Source organism: Pseudomonas sp. PICF141, from assembly GCF_002286815.1.
Lineage (GTDB): Bacteria > Pseudomonadota > Gammaproteobacteria > Pseudomonadales > Pseudomonadaceae > Aquipseudomonas.
This window is the reverse complement of the sequence record NZ_MUNM01000088.1, coordinates 111,504-127,580: the sequence shown is the minus strand read 5'-3', so window position 1 is coordinate 127,580 and position 16,077 is coordinate 111,504. Positions and strand designations below refer to the sequence as shown.

Sequence of the window (16,077 nt, the reverse complement as noted above, 5' to 3'; positions counted from 1 at the left end):
GGGATTTTCGGTAGATCTCGCAACGCGGGTTTCTTCTTGGTTGGCATACATGCACCTCTTACTCATGTTATGCCCGAACACAAAATTTCTGACACCCCCACCTATGCCCAAATACAAAGCAAAATGTGTTGCAGAACCTCACAAACAACACAACCCCCGGTAGGAGCGAGGCTTGCCCGCGAAGAGGGACAGTCAGTCGCATCAATGTTGCCTGACACACCGCCTTCGCGGGCAAGCCTCGCTCCTACAGATAAATGTCAGCCCAGCAATCCAAGCATATTGCGATGCCGCGCTTCGAAAATCCGCCGCATGTACCCATTGACCACCAGCCATTCCAATGGCGCGCCGCCAATCGCCGCATAGGTCACCCGGTCGGTGTACAGCGTACCGCCCTTGCCCGCCGCCACACGGTGTTCATGACGAAAGGCACGCAACGGCCCCTCGAGCATTTCATCGACGAAATGCGTCTCACCGACCTCGCGGATCACCACCGTCCAGCTCGACGGGATCAGGTTGAACATCCAGTGCCGAAAGCGAAACTGGCGACCGGCTTCGATGCGCAGGTTACTCAAATCGATCTCGCTCAACAGCGTGACTCGCTCTGGAAAGATCTTCGGGAAGTTCATGCCTTCCAGACAGAAGTCGAGGACTTGCTCGGGGGTACGATTGGGGATCAGGGTGGTGAGTTCCAGTACAGGCATAAGCCGTAACATTTCCTTTGTTTGGCGGGGTGGCTGAAAGCGACAGCACTAGGACTTTGCTTGAGCAATGGTTATTTTAGGGTATTCGTTCCGGTCTCTGAACATGATGTAAAGCGGGTCCAGGCCAGATTCCAGCGGGAACACCACTACATAGTCATCGAAACGAATCGCAGCCATGTCACTGAAGGATTCCAACACAGGCACAGGCGATGAGCGAAGGAATCCCAGCCGATACTCGGGGGCTGGCGTCAGGGTCGAGATGGTTTCAAGGTTAGCTGGCGCGCTCCAGCTCACCATTGCCGGGGCGGGCCCGTCAGCGGTAAAACAATAAGTCTTCATCTGCTCATTCCAGACAGCCGCTCGCACCCTCACCCTGGACGACAATACGTTGCCATTAGTCGGCGTAATGGCCACCTGTCGCAACGTGTTTATTTCTCTCAGCCCTCGGGACATCGTTCCTGGTGGAACGGCGTACGTGCCGCTGCTCATCCTGAAAGGAAGATCGACTTCGGCCCCCGTCGCGGCCAGGACTTGCCAGTCCTGGCCCTCGATCGGCAGCAACTCGAGCAGTGGAACGGTGAGCCCATACCTTTCCACTTCGGCCCGACTGGCGAATTCAAATTGCAGCACGGCTGCGTATTGACCTTGATGGTCTTGGGCTCCCGAGGTGATCTGCCAGGTAAACTCCGCCACCGCCGAGCGTATGGCTTTTTGCAGTGCTACCCGATGGGTCTCCAAGGGTTGCGAAAGGCCGCCATCAAGGAAAATACCCGGTCGCGCATTGGCAAAGGCATGTGGCGCAAAAAGCAAATCGCCCGCCTGGGTCGGCCCTGCTCCCTGCTGATAACGCTGATCAACGAGTTGTGTTTGCGCAACCGCCAGCAGCGCTTCGGCATCCACTTGAAAACGAAGGAGACGTTCATTGATTTCATTCAACTTCGCCAGATAACGGTCGTGAGTGGAATTGATCTGCTGGGCGATACTTTGCCACTGCGCGAGTTCGGACCGGGCGTAGGATAGCTCGCGCCGGGCGCTGTCTCTTTTGAACCCGATGCTCATTTTCCAGAATTCGTATCGGCGGGCTGCCAGGCGCGCTTGAAATTCAGAAGCCTCCAGAGCACGGATGTCCGCCTCGCGCCCATGGACGTCCATTTGGGCGTTCTGTCGCTGACGCATGTATTTGATCTGTTGCTCGAATACACTGAGTGCCGTTTCTGCCGCCCGTTCTGAGTCCGCCAGATCTACAGCGACTTTCTGTACATCAGCCAGGTTCCAGGCGATACGTTGCTGTGTCATCTGCGCCGGGGTCAACGGTGCTCCCGGTCTTGCAGCAACCGGACGAGGAACAGGAACGCCCTCCCCTTTTAATGCGGCACGCCCCTGTTTGTGGTGCCAGTCTTTGACGTAGTACACGACCGAGCCCGATGAATAAGTGTTCGTATCGTCCTCTGGCGGATAAAACAGCAGGTCGGCCCCTTTGGGATCACCGACGATGCTGTCGAAATGATTGATCAGTCGGTCGTGGTCCTGTTTCGGCAGATCGACGGCCCAGATTCTGTTCACCAGGGCCTGGAATTCCGATTCGGTGTAATCCTTGAGTGTTGTTTTAAGTTCCATCTTTATTGCTTCCTTGTGTAGCTTGGACAAACTTCCGAAAACAATGGCACCTGCCCATTTCGCTATGAACAGATGCCAGTTAGCCACCGAGCTGAATTACCCGGATTTGAAGCCAGGTTTATTATTGGCTGCGCGCCACTCTTTGACTTCCTTCAGGATACCTTCGGGACTGTCTTCTTGGCCTTCCTTGGGGTAGAAGATGACGTCTGAGCGGCCGGGGTGTTCGGTAATCGCCTCAAAATGATCCAGGAGCTTTTCCCGATAAACTTCCAAGGCTATCCCCTTCAAACCGCTTGTTTGATGGAAAAACTCCCCTAGAAAATTTAAAAACTCTTCCTCGGTGTAGTCCTCCAACCGCCCTTTTAGAATCATTGATTATTCTCCTTGTGCAGATGAATATGACGTTTCGGAGTCATTACCGAAATATTATCCAAACCGTAAACATCCCCACCTTTCGAAATTTCTACCTGATGATGGAGTTCGAAAGCCTTACGCCCCCCAACTTGATCCACAAGGACCGAAAAAGGTGCAGACCCATCTCGCATTCTGTCCAAATTAGATTTACTAAACTGCTGACTCAATTCCACATCCGCCGCAACAGCCCTCCAAAACGCCCGCCTGAATCCATGGAAATTACGAAACTCCATCGACCGCAACTTATCCGCGATCTGCTCGGGAATCGGCGCCCCCTCCGCTCGTGCCGCATCCCCCAACCATATTCCTGAAACCGACTGCCCAACCCCCCCATCGCCACACCAGGATCATCACGCCGATCCAGAAACAGGACATCCGACGAAGGCAATTCCATATCCGCCGGGTACCCAGGAATATTGGCACCCATCAGCCCTTCGTCAACAGCCGGAAACGTCTCGTTTTGCGGTAGGACCGGGATGATCGGTCTGCCGGGATAAACCGCTGGAATCGACGGTTTCACCGGTGAGGTTGTAGGACCCAGGTGTTCGATACCCGGCGGAACCAGAGGTGTCCAGGTTCCGCCGCCGACCGGACGAATCGGCCAGGGCAGGACCGCAGGAGTGATCCCCAGCCGTCCCTGGATGCTTTGCGGCGTGGTAATGCTGATTTTGTCGAGGTTGAAAGGATTGGCGCCGAGCTCTGCCCGCTCCTGATAGCGCAGTTCGAACTCGCGTCGCTCACCGACCCAGGTGCTTTTCGGCGCGTACGGCGCGAAGCCTTGTTCGATGCGCTTTTTGTTCACCCCATCAAAACGGCTAACGAGCGCCGGGTGCTCGCCCAGCGTTCGCCACAGCGCTTGATCAAACGCCTCGAACGAGTTGATTTCGCGACCTCGAAACTGATCGCCGACTTGCGTCGGAATCGCTGCGCCCGTCTCCTTGCTCGCCGTTTTCCACCAGTCAGCCGTGGCCGGTTGACCGTTTCCGGTGACGATGCCCGAGCCCATGGGTGGCAGATTGAAGGACAGGTACGTCGGCGGCAGGCCCGGTACGCAAACAATGCAGTCCTGAATGCGCAGATCGACACCCGCCGGGATGTCCTGGATCTGCGGCGTCAACATCGCCAGCCCCGCCTGGCTCGTCGTGGCAGCCTGAGCGGCAGCGTTCGGCGCGAATTGAAGGTGCCTGGTCGGGAATCCGGGGATCTGTGCGTTGTAGAACCCGGTCAGCGGGTCAAGTACCGCATTGATGACCGGCACATCAGCATCAATCTCATCGCCCGTAGTGACAGCAATGATGGCGGTGCCCTCCGGCACGGCTTCGGGTTTGAGCCGGTATGCCGCCTCCACCGAGCCACCGGAATCAGCAATCGATTGCAGTGCTCGACCATCGGAAAGCCCCAGCGCTTGCGCAGGAATGGCGACAGCCTGGAACAAACGCCGACGTTGCTCAGGGCTCAACTCGCCATGACCGAGGGTGGGCGAATACACCATCGCGGTGACGAACACCGGCCCCGTTTTTGCAGCAATGCGTCCGAAATCGATGAGGGTGTTGACGGCAGACTGGACCGCCGCCTCAAGCGCTGCCGCCGCTTGCCGCGCCACGAATGCGCCGTCACGCGTCAAAACCATCCCGCCAGCGGTAACCGAAGTAACGGGAGCCGTCAGCGTATTGGCCTGCCGGACCCGTTCTATGCGCGCATCTTCATCGGCCTGCTGCTTGAAGCGAATACGCGCTTCACGCTGCTCGGCGTACTGACGCTGGGCCTCCCATACGGCTTCCCTCTCGCGCCAGACAACCGTCTGCTCGGCGTGATACTTGGCCAGCGCATTGGATTTATCCGTAAGCGCATTGATTTGCGATGTCAGCAACCGCGCTTCATGGGCCGCGTTGTAGGCGTTTTCCCAAATTTGGTGACCGTCATTGAGCGCCTGACCGAACGCCCCCAATCGCGTCAGGTAATCATCCGAGGTGCGGGTAAATGGATCGTGCCCATCGAAGGACCGGGCAACCGCGTTTTTTGCATTGAGCTCAGCGGTCTTGCGGGCGATGAGCCCGTCGATTTCGTTTTTTTCCTTGGTGATCAGATAAAGCTGCCAGCGCTCGCTCGAGTCGCTGTTGGGCGCCCGTCGCGCCGCCGAGATTTCGCGCTCAAGGGATGGCTTGAGTTGTGCGGCCGTCTCGGCGAAGCGACGATCCACTTCGGCTCGGATGGCGTCATGACGCTGCGCCAGCCCCGCCAGAAACTGGTGAAGAGCCTGGACGCGGGCCTCTTCCTGAGCTTGTGCGGCAGCAGCTTGCGCTCGTGCGGCCTCGGCTTGAGCCTGCACACGCGCTTTTTCTTGTGCTTGGCGATGCGCTTCCATAGCCCGTTTGCGGGCCCTTTTTCTCTTCCTGCTGCTCGTACCGCCGAATCCGCCTGAAACCCCTCCGCCGACGCTAAAAACGCTGCCCGAGGATGAGGGTCCCGGCTTGATAACAACTTCCCCTGTCGATTCATCGTTCAATGTGTTTTGTGCCATACAGTCTCTCCTTGTCTGTAGGGCACAGCCTGTCGATGCAACCGCAGTCAGGTGCGGTACATAGTTATCGGTGTCGATTTAAAACGAGGTGCTATTTGAGGGAATCAATCACCCTCACAGGTAACAAATCCGATTCTTTTGCGGTCTTTCGTTGGAAGGAGTGTCGATTCGGGCGACTACCATTCGACTAGACCGTGAGTCACTCACATTCAGCGGAGACAAAACCATGCGATTCATGATCATTGTGAAAGCCAGCCCCGATTCCGAGGCGGGTGTGATGCCCAGCGAAGAACTGATGACCGCGATGGGCAACTTCAACGAGGAACTGGCCAAGGCCGGGATCCTCATCGATTGCGACGGCCTGCAGCCCAGTAGCAAAGGTGCCCGCGTCCGTTTTTCGGGTGACGAGCGTACGGTGATCGACGGACCGTTCGCCGAAACCAAGGAGCTAATCGCTGGCTACTGGTTGTGGCAGGTGAAGTCCAAAGAGGAAGCGATCGAGTGGGTCAAGCGCTGCCCCAACCCGATGCCGGGCACAGAAGCCGAGATCGAGATTCGCCAGGTGTACGAGGCCGAAGACTTCGGGGCCGAATTCACACCGCAGTTGCGCGAGCAGGAAGAACGAGTACGTGCGCAGGCGAAGAAGCACTGAATCTGACACACCTACGCGGAGTATCGGAATTGCTGAGGGATTTGGCGTTACCGGGAGACGGCTATCGCGAGCAGGCTCGCTCCCGCATTTGATCGCTGGTGTTCACAAATAATGTGCTCACAGCAGATCCAGTGTGGGAGCGAGCCTGCTCGCGAAGAGGCCCTCAGCCCCGCCGCATTATTTGGACGTGGACTTGAGTTTCAGATACGACTGATGCAGGTCCGACGCCCAACCATCGATCACGTTTTTCACGTCGTTGGGCTTCATCACCTGGTCTGAGTTTTCCAGCGGTTTGCCGGTGCCCTTGCGCACGACCTGGGCAAGGACTTTGTTGTTGCCGCCATCGAGAAACACGGCTTCGGTGGCCAGATCGGTTTCCTGGTCTCGAATGCCGGTGGCCGTGCTGACTGCCGCTGCCACGAGGGCAATCGGGATGACTTCATAAGGCTTGAGGCCTTCGGTCTTGCTGCTGACGGCGGTGATCGCCGCACGCACCACCATCACACCAGGGCCGGGACCACTGGCCAGTGGCAGGGATCTGCCGATTTCGCGTTTAAGTGCTTGATCGTAGTAGCTGGTGATGCCGTTCAGGGTTGTCTGAGGAATTTTCACCGTCGGTTGCGGTTTGGGGTAGAGCTGAGTTGGCTCGATGTAGACACTGGAGAATTTGTTGATATCGAGTTTGGGGTCCATCCAGCGCATCACCACGGCGCCCGATGGCGACTTGGCCTCCTTCAGCTGACTGTAGTCCTTGAGAAAGCCGGAATACTGGTCTGGCTCGACGACTTTGCTGGAGCAACCCACCACTCCGATAGAGGCGATGCACAGGGTGCTCATCATTAACGCAAGCTTCATGCTTGTAACTCCTGTCAGAAGGCCGGCAACAATATGGCATATGGGAATTAAAGGTATAGCCAATACTGGGCGTTTTGTTATCGAAACATACAATATTCATCCATTGTTACGGCCGTTGAAGTGATTGCGGCAATATTCAAAGGCCCCTTCGCGGGCAAGCCTCGCTCCTGCAAGATTGGGGTGGTTGGCAGGAATGCATACAACCCGCAGCCCGCAGGAGCGAGGCTCGCCCGCGAAGACATCAGCTAAAACAACGCAAAACCTCACCTGGAAAAAACCTGGTCAATCACCACGAAGATCCGCTTCTCGCCGCCAGTTCCCGCCGACTATTGGCCCGCATCGCCTTGATCAACGACACCGTGCCCACGAGGATGATCACCGCCGCGAACAGGAAGTCGATGCTGTACAGCTGAAAGTCGTTCAACGGCCCCACCAGAAACACCCGGATCGCACCAATACTCACCAGCGTGGCGAGAAAATCGATGCCCGGCTCATCGCGATAAAACACGTGCAGCAGCGGCAGGCACATCACCAGCAGCAACAGCAGCACAATCACCTTGAACGAGCCCTTGCGCTCGACACTGAACGCGCATTCGTTGGCGCCGTAGGGCTTGTAATCCTCTTCGCGAATCAATGAATTTTTCTCGTTGATGTATTCGACCCGGTTGTACTTCTGGATCGGCGTAAAGGTGTTCGACATCTCCATGCCCGTGGTGATGTGCCTGAACTTCAGGTCAATGCGTTCATTGCCTTTGAGGATGTACAGCACCGGTTTGTAGCCGTAGCGATAGGTGTCGAACGGAAAGTCCGTCGACCGCCCCAAGACCCCGATGGGCCGGGATTCAAGTTCGGCGTAGGCACTTTTGTTGGTCGAAGACAAATTACGGCTCAGGGGCTTGATCTTGACCTGTTCCATGAGGATCGGCGCAATGCCATAAGACCACTGCAGGGGTTCCATGCGCAGCCGCAGTTCGTTGCGGCCCAGGTCATAACGATCAAAGGTTCGCTCGGAGACGATCACCGCGCCCGAGAGCATGAACTGGCCATGAACGTTGTTGGTGATGTGCAGCGACAGTCGATCCTTGCCCGAGCCGGTGGCATCGCTGGCCGGCGGCGTGCCGCACCAGGCGTAGCTGCTGAACGTCTCCCCGAGCTGGCCGTTGCGGTTCTCTTTGAACACATAAAAGTAACTGCCCCACAGGGCCGCCATCAGCAGCAACGCGAAAAGCCCTAAAACCTTCTTGCCCACGCTCACACCAGACTCCTTTCTTTGCTGACTCCCTAAGAGGCGCGGACTCTACCAAAATGCCATCAGTGGCCCAAGCAGAAAAACCAGCCAGGAAGAACCTTGTGGCGAGGCGCTTGCCCCCGTTTGAGTGCGCAGCACTCACAAAATCTTTGGCACACCAGAGATTCTGGGGCTGCTTCGCCGCCCAACGGGGCAAGCCCCCTCGCCACGGGCCGCGCTGCACGTTACAGATTCAGCCAAACACCAGGAAACCGTATCAGGAGCGCGGCCTATGGCCGCAGGCTGGCCTCGTACCTGATCCGCATAAACTCGGTTTTTCTGAGCCTGTTTTGTTTGCGGCAGGGTTTCTACAGTTCATGGCATGCCAGACCGGGTGGCCTGGCAAGTCTTTGCAACCGTGGAAGAACTGACCATGAGCACAGCAACAATCGGACAGGCCTATAACTACAAGGTCGTTCGCCAATTCGTCGTGGCAACCATCGTCTGGGGTGTTGTCGGGATGGCGATGGGGGTGTGGATCGCCTCGCAACTGGTATGGCCCGAGATGAACCTCGACCTGCCATGGACCACCTTCGGCCGCTTGCGTCCACTGCACACCAGCCTGGTAATTTTCGGCTTTGCCGGCAGCGCGCAATTCGCCGCCAGTTACTACGCGGTGCAACGCACCTGTCAGGTGCGGCTGTATTCCGACAAGCTTGCCGCGTTCACCTTCTGGGGCTGGCAATCGGTGATCGTGGTAATGCTGATCAGCCTGCCGCTGGGCTACACCACCACCAAGGAATACGCCGAGATCGAATTCAGCGGCGCGGTATGGATGACGCTGGTCTGGGTCGCTTACGCCATCGTGTTCTTCACCACGGTGGTGCAACGCAAGACCAGACACATCTACGTCGGCAACTGGTTTTTCGGCGCATTCATCGTGGTGATCGCCATGCTGCACGTGGTCAATCACCTGTCGATCCCGGTGGACTGGTTCAAATCGTATCCGGTGTATTCCGGGGCCACCGACGCCATGGTTCAGTGGTGGTACGGGCATAACGCGGTGGGGTTCTTCCTGACCACCGGCTTCCTTGGAATGATGTATTACTTCGTGCCGAAACAGGTCAATCGGCCGGTGTATTCCTATCGCTTGTCGATCGTGCATTTCTGGGCTCTGATCACCCTGTACATCTGGGCCGGCCCACACCATTTGCACTACACCGCCTTGCCAGACTGGGCACAGTCGCTGGGCATGGCGATGTCGCTGATCCTGTTGGCGCCGAGCTGGGGCGGCATGATCAACGGCATGATGACGCTCTCGGGCGCCTGGCATAAGTTGCGCAGCGACCCGATCCTGCGCTTTCTGGTGCTGTCACTGGCCTTCTACGGCATGTCGACCTTTGAAGGGCCGATGATGGCGATCAAGACGGTGAACGCCCTCTCCCACTACACCGACTGGACCATCGGCCACGTGCATGCCGGGGCTTTGGGCTGGGTGGCGATGATCACCTTCGGCGCCGTCTACCACATGGTCCCGAAAGTCTTCGGCCGCCCGCAGATGCACAGCATCGGCCTGATCAACGCACACTTCTGGCTCGCGACCATCGGCACTGTGCTGTACATCGCGTCCATGTGGGTCAATGGCATCACCCAGGGTTTGATGTGGCGCGCGATCAATGACGACGGCACCCTGACCTACTCCTTCGTCGAAGCCTTGCAGGCCAGTCATCCGGGGTTTGTGGTGCGTTTTGTCGGCGGGGTGTTTTTCCTCAGCGGCATGTTGCTGATGGCCTACAACACCTGGCGCACGGTGCGGGTGGCGGACGTGAAAATGGCTGAACTTCAAGCGCAGATTGCCTGAGGCAGGGAGCCCGACATGATCGAGATGACGTTGAATCTATTGGGTGTTCTGGGGCTTTGGCTGGCGGTCGAGTACAGCCTGAAACAGCAGACGGCCGAGAGCCTGGACGATGCCAGCCTGATTCCGTTCGCCGATGACCCGGAGGTGGCGCGGCGGGTGGAATTGGCGACGGGCAAGACCGTGAAGGCGGTGGCGCCGCAAGAGGTGAAGCCGGGTTGGGGCAATCTCGAAATCTGAGGCACCCTCAATGATCGTTCCCACGCTCTGCGTGGGAACGATCATGCTCAGAGAATTCAGCCGCGCTCGCGGGGAATCAGGCTCTGCAGTTGCTGCGCCAGGAAGTTCGCATCGAAGGCAAAGGTGTCCGGGTCTTTCAAGCCATTGGTCTTGCGCCACTGCCAATTGCTGGAGGGCGGCAGGCACACCAGCGAAATGCTGCCATAACGCGCGGCGGTCAAGCCCATTACGGCCAGGGAAATCTGCCCACCCGGGCCCATCACGTCCGGCACGAACTCCACCGGTTTACCGGCGATCACCACGCTCAGCTTCTCGGTCTTGAACGGCGATGTTTCAAGTGGCACGCTCGGCCCGGACGCCACATACGCCTCGCGACTCACCTCCAGCAAATTCGGCGCCAGCACCGGTGCCAGCCACTGCTGGATCTGATCGAACAACTCACCAATGCGCGTCGCCCACACGGCCGATTGCGACTCAAACAGTTGCTTCTTGTGCGCTTCGCTTTCTGCATAGTGGCGAAGCATCTCACCCAGTTGCTGTACGTCGTCCATTGCGGTGTTCCTTTGGTTGAAGCGTTGCTGCGGCCTTTGAGCATGGCAGATGCGCGCCACAGGCGTACGACTAAAAGCGTGAACGGTATTGAGGGTCATGCCCGGGTGGACATGAAATTTCCTGATAGATTGCCAAGAAGCTCACGGGATATTCTCGAACCAAGACCGCTCTCGCAAGGGTTTGCCATTCACAGGAGTACAACATGCGCACCATCGGCCTTATCGGCGGCATGAGCTGGGAGTCCAGCGCCGAGTATTACCGTCTCATCAACCAGCAGGTACGTGACCGCCTCGGGCCATTACGCTCGGCGAAACTGTTGATGTACAGCGTCGACTTTGGCCCGGTCGAACAGGCCCAGCATGCCGGGCGCTGGGACGAGGCGGCGGCGATTCTGGTGGATGCGGCCCAGCGTCTGCAGGCGGGTGGCGCCGAGTGCGTGGTGCTGTGTACCAACACCATGCACAAGGTGGCCGGGCAGATTCAGGCCGCGATCGATATTCCGTTCCTGCACATTGCCGACCCGGCGGGTCAGGCGGCACTGGACACCGGTGCGCTGCGCGTGGGTTTGCTGGGCACTGCGTTCACCATGGAGCAAGACTTTCTCAAGGCACGTCTGACGGCCAAGGGCCTGACGGTGCTGGTACCGGAGGCTGATGAACGTCTGGCCGTGCACCGGATCATCTATGACGAGTTGTGCGTCGGGGTGATCAGCGAGGCGTCACGCCAGGTCTATCAACGGGTGATCGAGTCGCTGACCGAGCGTGGCGCGCAGGCGATCATTCTCGGCTGCACCGAAATCGGCCTGCTGATCAAACCCCAGCACAGCGCCCTGCCCTTGCTCGACACCACCGAACTGCATGCGCAGGCGGTGGTGGCGTTTGCGTTGGGTGACTGACTCAATCGGCTTTGGCCTAATGCCGGTAAGTCAAGAAATTTGAGCGACGAATATCCTGTGGGAGCGTGGCTTGCCCGCGAAGAACGATAACGCGTAATACCTGAAAAACCGCGATGAATTCTTCGCGGGCAAGCCACGCTCCCACAGGTTCTGCGCCTTGACTTACCGACACTGGGCCTCGGGGGTGCGACGCAGGCGCGCCATGCTCAGGGTATCGACCAGCCGACCGTCACGCACGGCGTAATCACGAAACAGGCCTTCGGTCTCGAAACCGAATTTGCGGTACAGGCCGATGGCCGCTTCGTTGTCGGCGTACACCGAAAGTTCTACCCGTTGCAGGTTCATCCAGTTGTCGGCGACGTCCAGCGCCGCCGCCAGCAGTTTCGAGCCGACACCCTTGCCCTGCCAAGCCACAGCGATACCCATGCCGAAGCTGCCTGCGTGGCTACGGCGGATTCGCGAAAACTGCTCCAGCCCAATGTGGCCGATGACCGATCCCTGGTGCAGCGCCACCAGTTTCACCGCGCGCTCGTTGTCCGCCATCAGGCGTTGGCGCCAGACCTCGGTGGACTGAAACGGCATTTGCAGCACCTGCCGGGCCACGGCGGGATCGTTGTAGAGCGCGGTGATGCCCTCGATGTGGGATTCGCTGAAGCGTTCGAGGGTAATAACGGAATCGACAGGCATGAATTTTCGTCCTTGATGCGTGCATGGCTGCCTACTCTATAACGGTGCAAACCTTTGTGACGAGAAGCGATGTGTTCCAAGGATCTATTCAAACCACTCCCGCCGCTCGTTGAAGGTGTTGTGGATCAGTTCGACGATGCGCTGCACCTCGGCCTCATCCCGGGACTCGGCATTGACCGCCATCCATACCTGGCGCTGCATCGGTTGCTTGAAGAGCCCGGGCAACGCCACCAGCCCCCGGTCGAATTGGCTCATGTAATGCGGCAGCAGACCGATGCAGGCGCTGCAGCGGATCATCTCCAGCATCAGCTCATAGGCATGCAGTTGCACCACCCCCGCCAGACGCTGCTCCACCAGACTGTTCCACGGGCCTAAAGCGCTGACGTGGCGGTCGTGCTGCCATTGCACCAGCATGAAATCGGCCAGGTCACCCAGGCTGTCCGGCCGCGCCGCGACCCGTGAATACCGTTTGGCGATGTGTGGCAGATAGTCCACCCGTGCCAGGCGCTGGGGTTCGCTGATGGCGAAACTGGGACCTGGCAACGGCGAATCGGTGCCCCCCAGCCACACCACCACATCGGCGCTGATCGCTCGTAGCGACAGTTCGCTGTCCAGGGAAATGATGTCCAGTCGCACACTGGCGTTGCGCCGCAACAGTGAGATCAGATCACGGCCGAGGATGTCGTGCAGGATCGACTCGGCCACGGCCAGACGAATCAACGGCTGTTCGATCACCGGCAACTTGCGCTCGTGCACCAGCGCAATCAACTGCGCCTGAAGGTGCAAGCCGTCACGACTAAGTGCAAAGCCATTGGCCGAGTGGCTGAACAGCGAACACCGCAGTTGCGCTTCAAGTTGTGCCAGTCGTTTACGCAATTGGGTTGATTTGATGTTGAGGCTGCGGGCCGCTTGCATGAAACAACCGCAGCGGGCGCAGACCCGGAAAGACTGCACCAGCACCGGATCGATTCCGGCCAGTGAGTGTAAGGATTGGTTTTGTTCTACGGGCCAACGGTACTCGGCCACACCCTGACGATCAGTGGGTTCCATGAATGACATTGATGACTCCTGTCGATCTTTCCTTGAGTGTTTTTATCCTGCTGGCTGTTTATGAACCTGATGTGACTACCGGGCAAAAACCGATCAAACATGTCTATAGGAGCGAGGCTGCCCGCGAAGGTGGTGTATCAGTCAATATGGATGCTGAATGGAATGTCCTATTCGCGGGCAAGCCTCGCTCCTACAGGTTCTGCGACTCAATCACTGGGCGTTTGCCGAAAGCTCACCGCCAGGCGATTCCAGCTGTTAATGGTGCTGATGGCCATGGTCAGGTCGACCAGTTCGCCTTCGCTGAACTGCTCCCTGGCCAGGGCGTACACGTCATCCGGCACATGGCTTTGCGCAAGCAGGGTCACCGCTTCGGTCCAGGCCAGGGCCGCCCGCTCCCGAGGGTTGAAGAAATGACTGTCGCGCCAGACCACGATCGCATACAGCCGGCGATCGCTCTCACCAAAGCGGCGCGCATCCACCGAGTGCATGTCGGTGCAGAAGGCGCAGCCATTGAGCTGTGAGGCGCGGATTTTGATCAGGTTCAGCAACGCCGGTTCGATGCCCAGGTTGCCGGTCAAGGCCTCCATTGCGATCATGGCTTTCATCGCTTTGGGCGATGCGTTGTAGTAATCCAGGCGTGCATTCATGACGGTGCCTCATGGCGCTGATCAGTGCCTCCACGGTAGGCGCCCGGGCACAAGGGTTACAGAGCCAATTTGGCGATAAAACCATGGACCGCCCGGCAGCAGGCCAATCGCAGGTTTTTCGCCCACGCAACTTCTGCGCAGCCGTTCATGCGGGTAATCTGGCGCGACGCACAGTCGCTTGAATCGCCCCAGGAGCCCCGCCGGTATGGAACTTCATGTTGTCATCAACGGCCGCAAGGACCTGACAGGCCAGTTGTACCGGCAACTGCGCGATGCCATTGAGTCCGGTCGCCTGACAGCCGGGACGCAACTGCCGCCCAGCCGCTTGCTGGCCGCACAACTGGGGATCTCGCGCAAAACCATTTCCGACACGTATGCGCAGCTGACCTATGAAAACTTCCTCACCGGGGTGATCGGCAAAGGCACTTACGTCAATGCCCGGCCGGCAAAAATCATCCGCAAGCAGAGCCATTCGGAGCTCGCCAGCTTCGACGTCATCGAGGGCTGGCGCAACCTGCCGACCTTCTTGCGCCACCCGACGCTGGAAGGTTTGTTGCGTTATGAGTTCATCGGTGGCGCCACCAGCAAAGGCCAGTTTCCGCAGGATGATTGGCGTCGCTGCACCGCCCATGCCTTACGCCAGATCGCCGGTTCCAAAGGTTTTTACAGCCTGCCCGAAGGCCTGCCGACACTGCGCAATGCCATCGCCCAGCACATTGCGTTTTCACGTGGGGTCAACTGCCAGGACGAAGACGTGGTGGTGTGCAACGGCGCGCAGCAGGCGCTGGACCTGATTTCCCGGGTATTGACCCAACCGGGCAGCCTCGTCGCCATGGAAGACCCCGGCTATCCGCCGGCGCGCCTGTTGTTCGGGAGCCATGGCGCGACGGTGGTTGGCGTGCCGGTGGATGCGCAAGGCATACAGGTGGAACACATTCCCGACGGCACCCGGCTGATTTACGTTACCCCGTCCCACCAGTTCCCGCTGGGCATGCCCCTGAGCCCGGCCCGGCGCGAAGCCCTGCTCGCAAGGGCCTATGAGCTGGGAGCGATCATCATCGAAGACGACTACGACAGCGAATTCCGCTACGAAGGCCGGCCCACCGACTCGCTGAAAAGCCTGGATGAGCGCGGCATCGTCGCCTACGTCGGCACCTTCTCGAAGACCTTGTTGCCGGAGCTGCGGCTCGGGTATGCGATATTGCCGCCGGCGATTCTCGAAGCGGTGATCCGCGCCAAGCAGCTCACCGACCTGCACACCTCCACCCTGCCCCAATGGGCGCTCGCCAAGTTCATCGCCGAGGGCTGCCTGCTCAAGCACATCCGGCGCTGCCACACGATTTACGCCGGGCGCCGTGAGCGGATCCTGGCGCGCATGGCGGGCGATCTTTCGCCGTGGTTCGAAGCGGTGCCCACCACGGCCGGGTTCCACATGGCGGTACTGTGCAAGGTGCCGGTCGATATTCCATTGGTGATCGAACTGGCGAAAAAAGTCGAAGTGGGACTCTATGCCCTGGACGGCTTTTTTTACCAGCAAGCGCCACGGGCCGGGCTGTTCCTGGGGTTCGGCGCGATCGACACCTTGGACATCGACATCGCCCTGGACCGCTTAAGGGATATTTTGCAGCAGCTCGGCTGAGGAATTGGTCTGCGGCTTTATTCGGTGATTGGCTATTGGCGGTCCGCAGGTGCAGGCCTATCCTGATTGGGCGTTATCCCTCAATGAGCAGGATTCGTCCGGCCTGATTCAGGAGTGTGAGCAATGTCCAACGAAGTGATGACCACCAAAGGTGCAGGCTGCCGCCGGCCGCTCGGACGAACTGGGCAAGCAACTGCAAAAGATTGTCGACACCCTGCGCGAACTTCCGGGCTGTGACGCCTATATGGTCGATCGCTGCCCTGAGGACGACACCCGCTGGACAGTCAGCGCTCGCTGGCAATCGGAAGCGGCCATGCAATCGCATTTCAACTGCCCCGAAGTGCAAGGCTTTATCGGCCTGATCGATAGCCGGTTGGCCAATGCCGTCGACTTCAATAGTTTTCCAATCATTTAAAACAATAACCCCCCATGTAGCAGCTGCCGAGCCTGCGAGGCTGCGTTCGGCTGCGCAGCAGTCGTGAATACCGCTGTGATGATCGTTCCCACGCAGAGCGTGGAAC

The 16,077-nt window shown here is 58.5% G+C and carries 14 protein-coding genes and 2 pseudogenes; 6 read left to right on the top strand and 10 right to left on the bottom strand.

Going from position 1 to position 16,077, the window contains the following annotated elements; all coding sequences use genetic code 11:
* Window positions 1-257: 257 nt before the first annotated feature.
* From BZL43_RS26990 to BZL43_RS26975, 4 genes and pseudogenes are all read right to left on the bottom strand, one after another.
* Complete coding sequence (locus tag BZL43_RS26990) at window positions 258-701, bottom strand: polyketide cyclase (protein ID WP_095635101.1); 444 nt, start codon at window positions 699-701, stop codon at window positions 258-260.
* A 48-nt stretch (window positions 702-749) separates the two neighbouring features.
* On the bottom strand, window positions 750-2,318 hold the full coding sequence (locus BZL43_RS26985; RefSeq protein ID WP_095635100.1) for an S-type pyocin domain-containing protein: 1,569 nt from the start codon (window positions 2,316-2,318) through the stop codon (window positions 750-752).
* A gap of 96 nt (window positions 2,319-2,414) precedes the next feature.
* Complete coding sequence (locus tag BZL43_RS26980; protein ID WP_095635099.1) at window positions 2,415-2,690, bottom strand: bacteriocin immunity protein; 276 nt, start codon at window positions 2,688-2,690, stop codon at window positions 2,415-2,417.
* Window positions 2,687-5,253: pseudogene (locus BZL43_RS26975) on the bottom strand (S-type pyocin domain-containing protein). Before BZL43_RS26975 ends, BZL43_RS26980 begins: the two are co-directional and overlap by 4 nt.
* A 226-nt stretch (window positions 5,254-5,479) precedes the next feature.
* Here BZL43_RS26975 and BZL43_RS26970 point away from each other — a divergent pair.
* Window positions 5,480-5,905, top strand: coding sequence for a YciI family protein (locus BZL43_RS26970; RefSeq protein ID WP_095635098.1), 426 nt, complete (start codon window positions 5,480-5,482; stop codon window positions 5,903-5,905).
* Between the two features lie 177 nt (window positions 5,906-6,082).
* Here the strand turns inward: BZL43_RS26970 and BZL43_RS26965 are convergent, their stop codons facing one another.
* Both BZL43_RS26965 and BZL43_RS26960 read right to left on the bottom strand, forming a co-directional pair.
* Window positions 6,083-6,760, bottom strand: a complete 678-nt coding sequence (locus BZL43_RS26965) for a DUF3313 domain-containing protein (protein WP_095635097.1) — start codon at window positions 6,758-6,760, stop codon at window positions 6,083-6,085.
* Between the two features lie 286 nt (window positions 6,761-7,046).
* Window positions 7,047-8,015, bottom strand: coding sequence for a hypothetical protein (locus tag BZL43_RS26960; RefSeq protein ID WP_095635096.1), 969 nt, complete (start codon window positions 8,013-8,015; stop codon window positions 7,047-7,049).
* Window positions 8,016-8,421: 406 nt separating this feature from the next.
* Here BZL43_RS26960 and ccoN point away from each other — a divergent pair, with 406 nt between their 5' ends.
* On the top strand, window positions 8,422-9,849 hold the full coding sequence (ccoN, locus tag BZL43_RS26950; protein WP_095635095.1) for a cytochrome-c oxidase, cbb3-type subunit I: 1,428 nt from the start codon (window positions 8,422-8,424) through the stop codon (window positions 9,847-9,849).
* A gap of 15 nt (window positions 9,850-9,864) precedes the next feature.
* Window positions 9,865-10,086: a CcoQ/FixQ family Cbb3-type cytochrome c oxidase assembly chaperone gene (locus BZL43_RS26945; protein WP_095635094.1), complete on the top strand. Its 222-nt coding sequence runs from the start codon at window positions 9,865-9,867 to the stop codon at window positions 10,084-10,086.
* A gap of 56 nt (window positions 10,087-10,142) precedes the next feature.
* Here the strand turns inward: BZL43_RS26945 and BZL43_RS26940 are convergent, their stop codons facing one another.
* Complete coding sequence (locus tag BZL43_RS26940) at window positions 10,143-10,637, bottom strand: hypothetical protein (protein WP_095635093.1); 495 nt, start codon at window positions 10,635-10,637, stop codon at window positions 10,143-10,145.
* Between the two features lie 203 nt (window positions 10,638-10,840).
* Between BZL43_RS26940 and BZL43_RS26935 the strand changes: the two genes are divergently transcribed.
* A complete protein-coding gene (locus tag BZL43_RS26935) occupies window positions 10,841-11,533 on the top strand; it encodes an aspartate/glutamate racemase family protein (protein ID WP_095635092.1) in 693 nt (230 codons plus the stop codon).
* Between the two features lie 162 nt (window positions 11,534-11,695).
* On the opposite strand, the gene BZL43_RS26930 is transcribed toward BZL43_RS26935, so the two are convergent.
* The 3 genes from BZL43_RS26930 to BZL43_RS26920 all read right to left on the bottom strand — a co-directional run bounded on the left by BZL43_RS26930 (window position 11,696) and on the right by BZL43_RS26920 (window position 13,917).
* On the bottom strand, window positions 11,696-12,220 hold the full coding sequence (locus BZL43_RS26930; RefSeq protein WP_095635091.1) for a GNAT family N-acetyltransferase: 525 nt from the start codon (window positions 12,218-12,220) through the stop codon (window positions 11,696-11,698).
* Window positions 12,221-12,304: 84 nt separating this feature from the next.
* Window positions 12,305-13,279 carry a LysR family transcriptional regulator gene (locus BZL43_RS26925; RefSeq protein WP_095635090.1) on the bottom strand — a complete coding sequence of 325 codons (975 nt, stop codon included), beginning with the start codon at window positions 13,277-13,279 and terminating at the stop codon, window positions 12,305-12,307.
* 197 nt (window positions 13,280-13,476) lie between these two features.
* A complete protein-coding gene (locus BZL43_RS26920; RefSeq protein WP_095635089.1) occupies window positions 13,477-13,917 on the bottom strand; it encodes a carboxymuconolactone decarboxylase family protein in 441 nt (146 codons plus the stop codon).
* Window positions 13,918-14,122: 205 nt separating this feature from the next.
* Between BZL43_RS26920 and BZL43_RS26915 the strand changes: the two genes are divergently transcribed.
* Together BZL43_RS26915 and BZL43_RS26910 are read left to right on the top strand one after the other, a co-directional pair.
* Window positions 14,123-15,556, top strand: a complete 1,434-nt coding sequence (locus tag BZL43_RS26915) for a PLP-dependent aminotransferase family protein (protein ID WP_095635088.1) — start codon at window positions 14,123-14,125, stop codon at window positions 15,554-15,556.
* A 123-nt stretch (window positions 15,557-15,679) separates the two neighbouring features.
* A pseudogene (locus tag BZL43_RS26910) lies at window positions 15,680-15,971 on the top strand (antibiotic biosynthesis monooxygenase family protein).
* The last annotated feature ends 106 nt before the right edge of the window (window positions 15,972-16,077 follow it).